General features: G+C 43.3%; 12 protein-coding genes and 1 pseudogene. 5 read left to right on the top strand and 8 right to left on the bottom strand.

Going from position 1 to position 12,937, the window contains the following annotated elements; genetic code table 11:
* The first annotated feature begins 156 nt into the window (after nucleotides 1-156).
* Genes JWG44_RS15710 through JWG44_RS15700 form a run of 3 tightly spaced genes read left to right on the top strand, consistent with a single transcriptional unit; the run spans nucleotide 157 to nucleotide 2,694 of the window.
* Complete coding sequence (locus JWG44_RS15710) at nucleotides 157-1,383, top strand: DUF445 domain-containing protein (protein WP_205275958.1); 1,227 nt, start codon at nucleotides 157-159, stop codon at nucleotides 1,381-1,383.
* On the top strand, nucleotides 1,373-1,705 hold the full coding sequence (locus JWG44_RS15705; RefSeq protein WP_232371684.1) for a hypothetical protein: 333 nt from the start codon (nucleotides 1,373-1,375) through the stop codon (nucleotides 1,703-1,705). Before JWG44_RS15710 ends, JWG44_RS15705 begins: the two co-directional genes overlap by 11 nt.
* Complete coding sequence (locus JWG44_RS15700; protein ID WP_205275957.1) at nucleotides 1,702-2,694, top strand: alpha/beta hydrolase; 993 nt, start codon at nucleotides 1,702-1,704, stop codon at nucleotides 2,692-2,694. Before JWG44_RS15705 ends, JWG44_RS15700 begins: the two co-directional genes overlap by 4 nt.
* Before the next feature lie 4 nt (nucleotides 2,695-2,698).
* Here JWG44_RS15700 and pgsW read toward each other — a convergent pair whose 3' ends face one another.
* The 7 genes from pgsW to JWG44_RS15665 all read right to left on the bottom strand — a co-directional run bounded on the left by pgsW (nucleotide 2,699) and on the right by JWG44_RS15665 (nucleotide 8,759).
* Nucleotides 2,699-3,796 (bottom strand): poly-gamma-glutamate system protein, encoded by a 1,098-nt coding sequence (pgsW, locus tag JWG44_RS15695; RefSeq protein ID WP_205275956.1) that lies wholly within the window; start codon nucleotides 3,794-3,796, stop codon nucleotides 2,699-2,701.
* The gene (gene pgsC, locus JWG44_RS15690; RefSeq protein ID WP_205275955.1) at nucleotides 3,793-4,251 is read right to left on the bottom strand and encodes a poly-gamma-glutamate biosynthesis protein PgsC; all 459 of its coding nucleotides are present in this window, start codon (nucleotides 4,249-4,251) and stop codon (nucleotides 3,793-3,795) included. Before pgsC ends, pgsW begins: the two co-directional genes overlap by 4 nt.
* Nucleotides 4,239-5,411 carry a poly-gamma-glutamate synthase PgsB gene (pgsB, locus tag JWG44_RS15685; protein WP_205275954.1) on the bottom strand — a complete coding sequence of 391 codons (1,173 nt, stop codon included), beginning with the start codon at nucleotides 5,409-5,411 and terminating at the stop codon, nucleotides 4,239-4,241. Before pgsB ends, pgsC begins: the two co-directional genes overlap by 13 nt.
* Before the next feature lie 7 nt (nucleotides 5,412-5,418).
* Nucleotides 5,419-6,678, bottom strand: a complete 1,260-nt coding sequence (locus tag JWG44_RS15680; RefSeq protein ID WP_205275953.1) for a SpoIIE family protein phosphatase — start codon at nucleotides 6,676-6,678, stop codon at nucleotides 5,419-5,421.
* A gap of 59 nt (nucleotides 6,679-6,737) precedes the next feature.
* Nucleotides 6,738-7,859 (bottom strand): sensor histidine kinase, encoded by a 1,122-nt coding sequence (locus JWG44_RS15675; protein WP_205275952.1) that lies wholly within the window; start codon nucleotides 7,857-7,859, stop codon nucleotides 6,738-6,740.
* 118 nt (nucleotides 7,860-7,977) lie between these two features.
* A complete protein-coding gene (locus tag JWG44_RS15670) occupies nucleotides 7,978-8,367 on the bottom strand; it encodes an FKBP-type peptidyl-prolyl cis-trans isomerase (protein WP_205275951.1) in 390 nt (129 codons plus the stop codon).
* Entirely contained in the window at nucleotides 8,364-8,759 is a 396-nt protein-coding gene (locus JWG44_RS15665) for an RNA recognition motif domain-containing protein (protein ID WP_205275950.1), read from the bottom strand. The genes JWG44_RS15670 and JWG44_RS15665 overlap by 4 nt, the downstream gene beginning before the upstream one ends.
* 170 nt (nucleotides 8,760-8,929) lie before the next feature.
* Between JWG44_RS15665 and JWG44_RS15660 the strand changes: the two genes are divergently transcribed.
* Together JWG44_RS15660 and JWG44_RS15655 are read left to right on the top strand one after the other, a co-directional pair.
* Nucleotides 8,930-9,976 (top strand): serine/threonine protein kinase, encoded by a 1,047-nt coding sequence (locus JWG44_RS15660; protein WP_205275949.1) that lies wholly within the window; start codon nucleotides 8,930-8,932, stop codon nucleotides 9,974-9,976.
* 159 nt (nucleotides 9,977-10,135) lie between these two features.
* Nucleotides 10,136-12,424 (top strand): inorganic phosphate transporter, encoded by a 2,289-nt coding sequence (locus tag JWG44_RS15655; RefSeq protein WP_205275948.1) that lies wholly within the window; start codon nucleotides 10,136-10,138, stop codon nucleotides 12,422-12,424.
* Nucleotides 12,425-12,686: 262 nt separating this feature from the next.
* Here JWG44_RS15655 and JWG44_RS15650 read toward each other — a convergent pair.
* A pseudogene (locus tag JWG44_RS15650) lies at nucleotides 12,687-12,937 on the bottom strand (hypothetical protein); the annotation flags it as partial.

Here is a 12,937-nt window from a genome sequence, read left to right as displayed (position 1 = left end):
AAAGATTCTGCTCCGATTGAACGGGTGGGAGCTCAAAACTAGCTTCTTTTTTCCTTATTTTATTCTACTTGTTAGAAAAAAAGGGTTTGCTCTCCCTGATTCGACCCCCGAAGTTGCAAGAAGTTGAAAAGTATAGCGTTTGCTACAGGAAATTTTATGGAATTTTTCGAACAGAACAAAGAGTTACTCGGAATCTTAATGATGCCTGTTACCTACGGGTTCGTCGGTTGGTTTACAAACGTCGTCGCCTTAAAGATGACCTTCTATCCCTTGGAATTTGTGGGAATTCCCCCGTATTTAGGATGGCAGGGAATCGTTCCGAGGAAGTCCCAAAAGTTAGCGCTCAAATCCGTGAACATCATGACCGAACGATTGATCAAGGTGGAGGATTTTTTTTCCAAGGTGGATCCAGATCAATTGGAAAAAGAATTTCAACCGGTTTTGGACCGACTCATTCCGGAAGCCACTCGAGAAATCATTCATCATATCAACCCTTCCCTTCGTTCCCGATTGGAAGGCGAAGAGGAAGCTAAAATCATCTCCGGTGTTCGGAAAAAAAACGAACATACGGTTAAGAATATTATGATACAGGTAAAGGAAAACGTTTCGAGCGTTTTCAACTTCAAGTCCCTTGTTCTTCGCAAACTGACCGGCCCGAACGTAAAACGAATCGTGGACATCTTTCAAGAAGTGGGAGCTAAGGAGTTTAAGTTTATCGAACACTGCGGTTGGTATCTCGGCGGCGCAATGGGAATCTTACAAGCCCTCGCGTGGAATCTTTTCCCGTATTGGTGGACCCTTCCGATCCAAGGTGTCGTAGTCGGCTATATCACAAACTGGGTCGCATTGACGATGATCTTTCGTCCCTTATATGAAAAAAAAATCGGTCCCATCCGTTATCAGGGACTTTTTCTCAAACGCCAAGAAGACGTTTCCAAAAAGTATTCCAACGTATTTGCGACCCAAGTGTTGACCGCAAGAAACGTCCTCGAAGAAATCTTATACAAACGCGCGGCCCGCTCTCTTGTGGAAACGATCCAAGCTGAGACCGAAACCGCCGCCGAACGTCTGCACTTAAACGGAACCTTGGACAACGAGACCAGTAACGAAAATTCCGAGTTTGAAACCTCAAAAAAAGAAGTGATTTCGAGAGTTTCCGATTCTCTGGCAAACAGTTCCAATAAACTCGAAACTTATATGGGAAGAGCGATGTCGATCGAGAACAATATGTTCAAAAGAATGAAAGACCTTCCTCCGGAAGAGTTCGAACCCATCTTACGTTCCGCCTTTCAAGAAGACGAATACGTTTTGATTTTAATCGGCTCCGTTTTGGGCGCAATCGTAGGTCTTCTCCAAGGGATTTACATGCTCTATGTTTCTTAAGGACGAAGATAGAATGAAAACGATCCGTTTGACAGAAGATTCTCCCGAACTCTTTCTCAAAAAAATGCAGAAAGCATTAAACGGAAAAGAACTCGGCTCCATCGTAAGTTTTTATCTCGAAGATCAAAAACTTACGATCCGTTTTGCGGGTTTTGGAGAATCCAAGATCTGGTATACGATTCGAAAATCGGAAACCGGTTTTTACGAAGCGATCAAACTCAAAGAAAAGATCGCATTTACCCATCTCGCGTTTCGTTCGGGAATAGAATCCGAATTAAGAAGCTTGATGGAACGCTTTGGGGCAAAAATATCGGACGAATGAAGAATCGGTCCAACGCGTCGAATCCAAAGTTTATTTCAAAACCGTTACAAATTCCGATCGGAGATTCTCAAGTTATCGCGGCGGAAGTCTACGGCCCCTTTCCTCTTTCAAAAAATTCTCCCGCGCCCGTACTCTGCATTCACGGTCTTACGGGAAATCTCAAAAACTTCGCTCCACTCGCAAGAGATCTCGTCAAACAAGGTCTTACGGTGATCACATACGACCTTCGCGGAAGAGGACAATCCTCTAAGCCGGAAATAACTTACTCTCACGCGCTGCACGCCGACGATCTTTTAAAGATCCTCGATTTTCTAAAAATTGAAAAAGCAAATTTGCTCGCACATTCATTAGGCTGTTGGATCTCTCTGGCGTTTGCAAAAAAATATCCGCAAAGAACGGGCAAACTCTGTTTGATCGACGGAGGCGGACAACTTTCCATCCAAAGAAAGCTTTCCAATCTTCTCATGATTCAGGAATCCTTACAAAGACTCGGAAAAACGTTTTCATCCAAGGAGGAATACTTAGATCTTGCAAAACGATCGCCTATCTTAAGTTCCTGGAACGAAGATGTTGCAAATTTCCTAATATACGAATTAACTCCGATCGGCGAAGGAAAAAATCCTTCCTACCGATGTAATATTCCGGAACAAGTCATCGATTCCGAATTGATTCAGATGGGAGGCGCGAGAAATCCGGGAAAAATTCTGATCAACTTCTTAAAAAATCCGATCGACAGCATTCGAATTTTAAGGAAGAATCGAGTCCTTCCCTATTCTCAAATTTCAGCGCCGGCGCTGATAGTTCGCGCTGGAAAACCGAATTTTAAAAAAGGAGACGAACTTCTCCCGGATTCCGCGATTCTTATCTTTCAAAAGTTTTGGAAAGACGCCGTGTTTCTCACTCTTCCCGATAAAAATCATTACGAAACGATCTTACTCCCGGACTTAAAACGCGACGAAACGATTTCCTGGTTTTTTTCTAAAACATAATCCGTCAAAGATGGATCGTATCCCCTTCTTCCTTTCCTAACGAAATCCAAGGAGAAAATTTCCAGATCAAAAAACAGATCAGCAAAAAGAGAAGTCCGGAAAGCCAACGGTTTTTTGTTTTTGTATAAAGAAGATCGGAAGTTCCGGGTTTTGGAATTTGTCCTTTTTTATACCGCATACCGGATTCTTCGGAGATGGATTCGATTCCGATTACGTGAAGGACCGGAATTTTTTTTTCGAGATAGTATTTTAGAATCGAATCGGGTAACTCGGAAAATTCTTCGAGCGTCTTTACAAGGCCCCTCGGTATTTTCTTTTTTCCCAGACTGGTCCCGGTGGAAACGGTCCCACCCCCTACGTTGACGTAAAGCGATACCTTCGAATTTTCATAGATATCAATTCTTTTCAAAAGGGAATCTTCAAACGAGGAGACCGACAAATACGGATATCCGTTTTTTCGGATCGAATCACGGATTTGTTTTACGCCGATTTCGCCGATGCCGATCCCTTGGTCGTCTATCCCTCCGGTTGAAAATACATTCGTTTTTTGGAATATTATACCCTCTTGAAATAGAAAATTCTCCATATCAGGCCATAAAAGATCGGGAAGGTTTGCTCCGTATTGAGAGGAGGACACGCTTCCGATCGTGTTTATTTTGATTCCCATCGTATCCGCGGCCGTATACAAAGCGATATTCAGAGCGGGAAAAGATCCTGAAATTCCGACGGCGATCACGTCGTCTTTTTTTAAACCGGCTTCTAAGAAACGATCCACAAACCAAATCGCAAAATCGGGATGGATCGACGCCTGTTTCGAAGTCAATTTGCCGGAAGAACTCGTAACCGAGGAAAGTTCAACCCCGATCAAACCGCTTCGACTCGGATCCAAAACGGGATCGAGTTTCAAACCCCTTTTTTCTCGAATCTCCGCGATTTTTTGAAAACAGCGAAACGCCCTTTGACTCGCTCTTTGTTTGATCTCGAATTCGGCAGTCGGTTTTACGTCCGGAAAAAACTCGACGATTCCCCAGCAAAAAAACGAAAACAAACTCAGTGAAAGGATAAGAATAGAAGAACGATTTTGTAAAACCCAAACCTTCATCGTGAAATCGAATCTCCCAATAAAAGAATCAGCAAAAGTCTCACCAAAGAGGAACAAATTACCGTCGCGGAGATCGTGCGGAAGAATCCCTGTTTTTCGGCGGAAATGGCGAGTAGACCGGGGATAATATGACCGATCCATCTATATTCAAAATTCATTATGGATTGGAAAAAAAGTTTTTCCATTTCCTGAAGACTCAAGGAAATCAGAATCGAGAGCAAAAGAAAAAAAACGACTTTTCTTTGTCCAAAGGACAAAAAGGAAGTTTCAACAACTTTATAAACGCCGAGAGTGAGCAGACAACTCAACAAAATAAAAAATAGGTTCCAGGGTTGTAAAAGGGAAAGCGCCAAATAACCGGGAACCACCCATCCTCCCGGATAAAGTCCGGTTTTCTCCCAAAGAAAAAATCCTAGGAAAATTCCGATTCCGATCGAAAGGATCAAAATTTCCATTCTTCCATCCGCATTTTGTTCAAAGACCGCATTTGATTCAGCAGCCAAACCCTCCCTTCTCCCTCGAAGTTTCCGGCGCCGATCCAGATTGCAGAATTAGGAATATTCAAATTCCATTGTTTGTTATCGGATATTTTTTTTAAAACCGTCTCACACGTTCCTTTATACGAGGAAGTAAAAAGACGATATCCGCTTCCGAAAAAAAAGATCGTTTCCAAATCGGGGATTTTGGAAAGATAAGACGCAAATTCCTTTGTCCTCGACGGTCTTTCCCTTTTGGAACTAAAGACTACGTTCACCCGATAAGAAGGATATTTTGTTTTCATAGAAAGAAGAATTTTTTCCCAAGAGGTCGTATCGTTGGCGGCAAACGCAAAGACAAAAATCTGCGCAAAATTTTCATAGAAAAATTCCCGGATCTCAAGAGCGCCCGGGTCGGGAACGGTTTTGGAAATTCCACGAAGAATCAAGGACTCTTCGATTCCTAAACTTTCACAAAGGGCGACTGCGATTTCGATGTTTTCGAGATGTTCCGGATAACTCATCGAATTTGCAGTTTTTTGAATGGAGTCTTCGGAAGTTTTCGGAACTCCGAGAATTGCGATCGTATTTTTTTGTTTTGCGGGAGTCTGCCAGTCAAAGTTTTTCAAAGACTTTCCGTAGAGAAGGGTTCCATCTTTCGGGATCGTCAGTAAAAATCCGTTTCGAATCTCCTCTTCCGAATTTGTATATTCACCGTGATCCGGTCTTATGTTTGTGATCACGGTATGAGTCGCTTGGATCAGAAGCGATTCCGAATCCTTTTGATACTGGGGTTGAACGGCCATACATTCCACGATAACGGCGCGGGGTTTGTTTTTTGCTACAAAGTTTAAAAATTCAATCTGTTCGGAAACTGAAACCTTATTTCGAAAGATTCGATTCTCGTTTCGATCCGGAAACAAAAGACTCGGAGCGGAACCCGTGGTTTTAGCAAAAACGTTCCAACCCGCTTCCACAAGGATGGAATGAATCAGACGGGTCACGGAAGACTTTCCTCTTGTTCCGTTTACGTGAATCCGAATCGGAATTTGTTTTAGGGATTTTGAATGTGTTATTTTTTCCAGAACGAGGATAAAAAAGAAGAATAGTATCAAAACCGTTAAAATCGAAAAGATCATTTTTGATTCAGGATGGAGATTCTAAAGAAATCAGAATCGCCGTGATGTCGTCTTGAATTTTTTGTCTTCCGAGATGATCCATCAGAGCTTGTAAAATCGAAGGAATCGTTTCTTCCATCGGTTCCTTGAACTTTTTCGCGAGAAGAGTTTGAACCGCAAGTTCGCCAAACTGCTGTTTATCGGAGTTGAATTCCTCGTAAATTCCGTCGGTGAGTAAAAAAAGACGATCCCCTTCCTGATAACTCAAGGAGAATATTCCGTAACCGTTGTTCGGATCCAGTCCTAAAAGAGAACCGGTTCGATCGAGTCCCATCACAAGATCCTCGGAGAGAAAAAACTGGGGAGGATGTCCCCCGGATGAATACACGATCTTCCTTTGGTTTGTATCGATGTCGGCGAGAAAACAGGAAAAGAACATTCCTATATTTCCGAAATTCTTACAGTATTCTTGATTGAATTCGGTGAGAATTTTTCCCGGATCCTGATCCTTTTTTTTGATCGATTCTAAGATTCCCTTGAGGGTCATCGTCAGAAGCGCGGCTTGAATCCCGTGCCCGGTCGCATCCGCGAGAAAAACGCGCAAAACTCCGGGTTTGATTTCGAAAAGATCGTAGAGATCGCCTCCCACTTCCATCATCGGAAGATAGGCGGAATGCACTTTGATTCCCGGGATCGAAGGGATATCCGAAAGAATTTCGGATTGCAGCCGTTTGGCGAGACTCAGTTCCTCCTTCATGGATTTGTAATATCCCGCGAGCAATCTGGATCTTTGTCTTACTTTTTCTTCGAGCCGTTCCAGGAGTTCCTCTTTTTCGCGATCCATTTTTTTGAGGGTTTGGTTTGCTCTTTTGAGCTCTATTAGAATTCTATGTTTTTCTGATATATCGCGGATGATGATATGGTATTGATAAGAATCCTCCGGCCCCGTTACTGATACTGAAACTTCCGAGATCAGAATCGACTTGTCTTTTCGAATGAGTCGAATCGGACCGAAAGGTTTTTTTCTTTTTTTGTCGGGAAGTTTGGCTACGTTTTTTAAGATTCTGTAAAAACGATTTCGAATCCGAAGCGGAAACTGGTGTTCGATCGTTTTACCGAGAAGTTCCGAAGCCAAATAGCCGGACATATTCTCCGCAGCCGGGTTGATCAGAAAAACCCGAAAATCCTTGTCCAAGGAAACGATCGCGTCGATCGCGGAATGAAACAAGAGCGAATATCGTTCCTCGGGGTCGTAACCTTTCTGTTCGAAACTCGTGGAAACTGTCATAGCGTGTCGGAAGAGAGTCTATAAGAATGAAGCCTGTGTATCGTAAAGTCAAGGATCTTTCAGAAAGATTCCGGAAGATCCACGTAAAAGCGAGTTATACCGTTCTCGGATTGAAAGGAAAGTTCCCCTCCCATCTCCCGAACCAAGTTATAAGAAACGGTAAGTCCGAGACCCGTACCTTTTCCGATTTCTTTTGTCGTGTAGAACGGATCAAAGAGTTTATGTCTGTTTTCTTCAGAGATTCCGATCCCGGAATCTTCCACGGTAGTCCTTACAAACTTTCTGCCTTCTTTTTGGATTTTTGTCCAAGAAACTCTAAGAATCCTTGCCTTTGCCGGGTCCGAGTTGCTTTCGATCGCGTCTTTTGCGTTGGTAAGTAGATTGAGATAAACCTGTCTGAGTCTTCCTGCGGAACAAACCGCATAAACCGGAACTCCCAAATCGGGGACCACAGTTTCAATTTCCGATTTTCGAAAACCATTCTTCAAAAGACCGAAGGTGCAACAGAAGATCGAAGTCAGATCGTGGATCTTGGCTTCCTCTTTTTCCAAACGGGTAAACGTAAGCATGTCTCGAACGATCTCCGAGATTCGATTGCTTTCTTGAAGAATGATACCCGCGTATTTTCGAAGCGGGTTCCCGCTTTCGATTCCGTTAAAGACCATTTCGGCGTAGTTGATCACACCCATCAGAGGATTGTTGATTTCGTGTGCGACTCCCGCGGAAAGAGTTCCGATCGCTTCCAGTTTTTGCCGCTGGACCCAGGAATCGGTCGGTTTTTCCAAACCCGGAAAGGGAGCGGTTTCGAAAGAATGCGGACCGAGTGAAGAAACGTTTGCAGAAGAAAAAGAAGGTTCCAAATACGCAAAAATTTGAAGTTCTTCCAGATCGAACGCAAAGGTGACAGAAAAATCTTTTTGAAAACCGTCTTTTGTGAGAATTAGAATTTCATAATTTGGATTGTTCTCCAAATGTTTGAGATCGGGCCAGAGAGAAGGAACGGAAAAATCCGGAATTCTATTCTTAAACTCGCAGACGGAAGTCCAATTCTTACGATCTTCCAATTCCGATTTGGAAAAACCGGAGGCCTTACAAAAAGCGGAATTGGCTTTTTTGATTTGAAAGGACGGCTCTAAAATACAGGCCGGAACCGGGGAAAGTTCAAAGAAGTTGTATGGCATCCGGTTCTAAGCGTTCACAGTTTGGAAAAGCTCCTCCAATCTATGAAGATTAGAACCGGAAACGGATCAGAATCTAACGTCAGAATCCGGTAAAATCTGTTTCAAAACGATAGAATCTTCAGTACACTTTTAGTAATTCGACTTCAAATACGAGAGTCGAATTGGGAGGAATGGAAGCGCCGGCTCCTCTGGATCCGTATCCTAACTCGGGAGGAATCGTAAGTTTGCGAATTCCGCCTTCTTTCATTCCTCTTACGCCTCGGTCCCATCCTTTGATAACTTCCCCCGCGCCAAGATTGAAAGTAAACGGAGCTCTTCGATCTCTTGAACTATCAAATTTTTTTCCGTTTGTGAGAGTTCCCACATAGTGAACCGTAACGTTGGATCCGGAGAAGGCTTCCTTTCCGGTTCCGACACGAATGTCTTTGATGATCAGATCTTCCGCGAATGTCGGGACAAACGACAGAACCAAAAAACTAACTACAACGCTCAAACGAATCCATTTCATTTTCCTCTCCCTCCGGTTCTTCTTACTCCGGCTCCTGAAAATCCCCCTGCCTTTGCTTGGCTTCCGTGAACCTTGCCCGAACCGGAAAGTCCTTTGAGGGATTGTTTTCTTTCGAATTCTTTCTTCAATTCTTCGGAATCTACAACGGCGATCTGTTTGCCGGAGATTTCTTTTTTATTCAACGCCGCGATTGCTTTTTCTCCCGCGGAGTCTTCCATCTCAACGGACCCATAGGATAAAGAACGACCTGTGGTTTTGTCTTTTTTAATATTTACTTCCTGAACCGTTCCAAACTCCGAAAAAATCTTTTTCAACTCGTCTTCGGTAAGTTCCTGGGGCAAATTTCCTACTGATATCTTCATGATTTTTCCTTCTCGGGAATCAATTTGCAAAATCCAATTCTATTGAAAACCAAATTCCAGAATGGCAACATACAAAACTCTCCGGTTCTTAAGACAAGTTTCGATCGGAAAAAATCCATTCTAAAACGAAATGGAGAACCGAAAAGAATCCGAAGTTTTTGTCTTGGAAGCAGATCGAAAACGGGAATCCTGGAGAGGAAATGGCCGATTTTTTTCAACTCAACCCCGGCGAAATTCTTACCCTGGTGGAAAAGGCCGGATATGAACCTTCCGGTCATTGTATGGCGCTCAACAGTCTGGAGAACCGAGTCTTTGATCTTCGTCTGGAAGACGGAACTCATATCATTTCCAAATTCTACAGACCCGGAAGATGGACTCGGGAACAAATCCTGGAAGAACACCAATTCCTTTTGGATCTCAGAGAAGAAGAAATCCCAGTTTGCGCCCCTCTTTTGTTCCCGGATGGAAATAGCCTCGCCGTCTTTCAGGATGAGATCTTTTATTCTTTCTGGCCTCGGGTCGGAGGAAGATCCCCCGACGAACTGAGTCCGGATCATTTCAGAATTCTCGGAAGGCTTTTGGGGAGAATCCACAACGTAGGCCAATCGAAAACCCTAAAACATAGAATCACTCTCGATTCAAAAACATACGGCACGACACCTCTGGAAATTTTGATCCAAGGAGATTGGGTTCCTTCGAGTTGTAGAAAAGAATACGAGGAAACCGCTCTGAGAATCTTGGATCTTTTCCAGGAAAAAATCGTCTCGGTTCCGATGTTGAGAATTCACGGAGACTGTCATAAGGGAAATCTTCTGAACGGAAAGGACGGTTGGTTCTTTGTGGATTTCGACGATTCCTTAAACGGCCCTGCGGTTCAGGATTTCTGGATGCTCCTCTCCCGAGGACAAGAAGGAATCGAAGAAAGAGAACATCTTGTTTCCGGTTATAGAGAATTCCGGGATTTTGACGAACGCTGGTTTGATCTCATCGAAATTTTGAGAGCCATGCGATTTATCCACTACTCGGCTTGGATTTCCACTCGGTTTGAAACCGACCCTTCCTTTCCGACCGCCTTTCCGCACTTTGTCGGTAACGAATACTGGGAAAAAGAAACCCTGGAACTCAAAGAACAATACAAACTCGTCTTAGGTTCCTTAGGGGATAAACATTTCTTTTCCGTTACAGAGTCTCAGCCAAAGGAAGAAGAACTTACCAACAAGGATTTTTTTTGGGACCTTGAGGATTAACCGATTGCTTTTGTCATAAAAAAGTAATAAACACAATTGGGTCGGGGACAAAATTTCAGTTGTCCGACTCCCCCTATCAAAAAGACTAAAAAAGAACTCGATATTCAAGATTTAATGCGAAAACTGTAGATTTTACAAAACTATAAACGGAAGCGTTTCATGGACTTTTTCCTCATTATCGTAATCCTCATGGCCATCCTCGGAGTCGGCGACCTTTTAGTCGGGGTTTCGAACGACGCCGTAAACTTCACAAACTCAGCCGTCGGTGCAAAGGCCTCGTCCAAAAGAATCATTCTGGTTGTAGCGGGGATCGGGATTATTTTGGGCGCGCTTTCCTCCACCGGCATGATGGAAGTTGCAAGAAAGGGAATCTTTCATCCGGGCGGTTTTGCGCTTCAAGATCTTATGTTCTTATTCTTGGCGGTGATGTTGACGGATATCGTCCTCTTGGATCTTTACAACACACTCGGACTTCCTACTTCTACTACAGTTTCCCTCGTCTTTGAACTTTTGGGCGCGGCTCTTGCCATCGCATTCTTGAAAACGGGGACTTTGAACGGAGCCTTTCAGATCATCAACTCGGAAAGCGCCTTGAAGATCATCTTCGGAATCGTGACGAGCGTGATCGTCGCATTTTTTTCCGGGATGATTTTGCAATTCTTCTTTCGATTTATCTTTTCCTTTGATCTCAAAAGAACTATGAAATACTTCGGAGGACTTTTCGGAGGTCTTTCGGTTACGACCGTAATCTTTTTCACCCTTTTGACGGCGATGAAAGGTTCGGCCTTAATCACTCCGGAGATGAGTAAATTTTTAAACGAAAATTTTACGAACATCCTTTTGATCTGTTTTTTCGGATTTTCGATTCTTTTTCAAATCTTAGTATTATTAGAATGGAATATTCTAAAATTCTTAGTTTTAATAGGAACCGGTTCCCTCGCGATGGCTTTTGCGAGCAACGACTTGGTAAACTTTATCGGAGTCCCTCTCGCGAGTTTTTCTACCTGGACCTTGATTCAACAAGGCGGCGATCCGAGCGCGCTCGCAACCGGTCTTGCGGGAAACGTGGGAACTCCTAGTTTTATCCTATTGGGCGCGGCTTGTGTGATGCTTTTTCCGCTCTGGTTTTCGAAAAAGGCTCAATCCGTCACTCAGACTGAAGTCACCTTAGGTTCTCAGGGAGAAACTTTAGAAACGTTTAACACAAGTTTAGTGGCTCGCGTTTTTGTTCAGATCGCTCTGGGAATCTATCTTCCGATCAAAGCGATTCTTCCCGCGAGAATAAGAAACTTTATAGGAAAACGTTTTGAAAACAGAAATACATTAGAAATCGTGAAAGTTCACGAGACCGAAGCGTTCGACCTACTCAGAGCTTCCGTAAACATCCAGATCTCAAGCGCTTTGATTCTGATCGGAACTCTCTACAAACTTCCGCTTTCCACGACGTTCGTAACCTTTATGGTCGCGATGGGAACTTCCTTAACGGACGGGGCTTGGAACAAGGAGAATTCGGTCAATCGTGTAAGCGGAGTTCTTACCGTCGTAGGCGGTTGGTTTTTTACTGCGATCATCGCATCGACGACTGCGGGAATCATAGGTTCCATTCTTTACATCTTCGGATTTTCTTCGGTCTTTGTTCTTGTAATCGTCGCCGGTCTTTTGATCTTTCTTTTTGGAAGAATTCATAAAAAACGCCAGGACACTTACGATGAGGATCTTGAAAAGCTGATCACTCTCAGAAAACATCCGGAAAGAGCCCTTTCTCGGACGATCTCTTCCATGCTCGCGAGCCTGAGTGTTGCCAGAAAAGCACTCAACAACGCTTGTGCGGGTTATGTAAACGGGAAAAAAAAGAATTTCAGACAGACTCAAAAACTTCTCAAAGACTTAAAGAAGATGAGAGAGAATTCGCTTTCCAGCTTTTTATCGATCGCAAATAAACACCTTGAAGAGGAAGATTTGGCTTCCATCCATCCGATTACGGATTCGATCAATCACTTGGATAGAATCACGGAAAGTATCTGGAATATTTTGAGAACCTCCGCGAATGGAATCAATTCTTTCCACGAAGTTTCGAAGGATGAAAAGGAAGAAGTCAAGGAACTCAGAAAGTCGGCTACCAATCTGATGGAGCTCCTCGCGGATTCCGATAAGTTTCCCGATCTTTTGGAAAAAGCGAGATCCGAGAAAAAGACAAAAAATCTCGAAAAATCAAAACAGAACATCTACAAAAGCCAGATGAAACGGATCAAAAAAGGAGACAGCAAACTGAAATCCAGCGTCTCCTACTTCGTGATCATCGATGAACTGATCGACATCAACGAAAATCTCCTCGCTCTTGCGGAACAACTGAGTGTCGCGATTCCTTGGGCCGAAAAGAAAAAGTTGGAGTTACAAGGTAAATCCGTTCTCGCTTCCAAAGCCGAAGAAAAGAAAAAGAAGAAGTAAACCGTTTCTTCCGCAACTTGCCCCTCGATAGGACATACGACTTTGTCCTACTCGGGGCAGGCCTTTTTTTCTTTGCGTTCCAAGCATTGATTGAAACTTGAAAGCGTTCCACCATATCAAAGCCCTACCAAAATAAGTATATCTCTTGAAAGGAGGATCAGCCCGAGGTGAACTCAAAATCGCTTGTATTGAAGGGTTAATCCAAAACAAGTACATCTTTTTAAAGGATCATCAAACTCCCTCAATTCAACATTAGAATATTTTAATTTACGATATCCTTTGTTTTGTCCGTATCCTTTTCCGGGAGCAAAGGAGAGTTTTCTGTAGGAGTTCCGACATAGCAAAAGTCGAGTTTTTTGCTTGGAAAATTACAGTTTTCTGATAGAGAAAAATCTCCCGAGTTTTTCCCGCCACCCGCCCCTCCACCCAAAATTTTGCATAACCTTACCCACAAGTTAAAAAAGCGATTTCGAATCAGGGCGATCCAATCAAAATTTTTGTAGGAGTTCCTAC

This window comes from Leptospira ainazelensis, from assembly GCF_016918785.1.
Lineage (GTDB): Bacteria > Spirochaetota > Leptospiria > Leptospirales > Leptospiraceae > Leptospira > Leptospira ainazelensis.
This window is presented reverse-complemented; position numbering and strand designations above follow the sequence as displayed.

What these genes read in the sequence shown, in the direction of transcription:
- pgsC (WP_205275955.1), bottom strand. Translation starts at nt 4,251, where the DNA reads ATGGAAATTTTGATCCTTTCGATCGGAATCGGAATTTTCCTAGGATTT.
- JWG44_RS15680 (WP_205275953.1), bottom strand. Translation starts at nt 6,678, where the DNA reads ATGACAGTTTCCACGAGTTTCGAACAGAAAGGTTACGACCCCGAGGAA.
- JWG44_RS15710 (WP_205275958.1), top strand. Translation starts at nt 157, where the DNA reads ATGGAATTTTTCGAACAGAACAAAGAGTTACTCGGAATCTTAATGATG.
- pgsB (WP_205275954.1), bottom strand. Translation starts at nt 5,411, where the DNA reads ATGATCTTTTCGATTTTAACGGTTTTGATACTATTCTTCTTTTTTATC.
- JWG44_RS15655 (WP_205275948.1), top strand. Translation starts at nt 10,136, where the DNA reads ATGGACTTTTTCCTCATTATCGTAATCCTCATGGCCATCCTCGGAGTC.
- JWG44_RS15670 (WP_205275951.1), bottom strand. Translation starts at nt 8,367, where the DNA reads ATGAAATGGATTCGTTTGAGCGTTGTAGTTAGTTTTTTGGTTCTGTCG.
- pgsW (WP_205275956.1), bottom strand. Translation starts at nt 3,796, where the DNA reads ATGAAGGTTTGGGTTTTACAAAATCGTTCTTCTATTCTTATCCTTTCA.
- JWG44_RS15675 (WP_205275952.1), bottom strand. Translation starts at nt 7,859, where the DNA reads ATGCCATACAACTTCTTTGAACTTTCCCCGGTTCCGGCCTGTATTTTA.
- JWG44_RS15700 (WP_205275957.1), top strand. Translation starts at nt 1,702, where the DNA reads ATGAAGAATCGGTCCAACGCGTCGAATCCAAAGTTTATTTCAAAACCG.
- JWG44_RS15660 (WP_205275949.1), top strand. Translation starts at nt 8,930, where the DNA reads ATGGCCGATTTTTTTCAACTCAACCCCGGCGAAATTCTTACCCTGGTG.
- JWG44_RS15705 (WP_232371684.1), top strand. Translation starts at nt 1,373, where the DNA reads ATGTTTCTTAAGGACGAAGATAGAATGAAAACGATCCGTTTGACAGAA.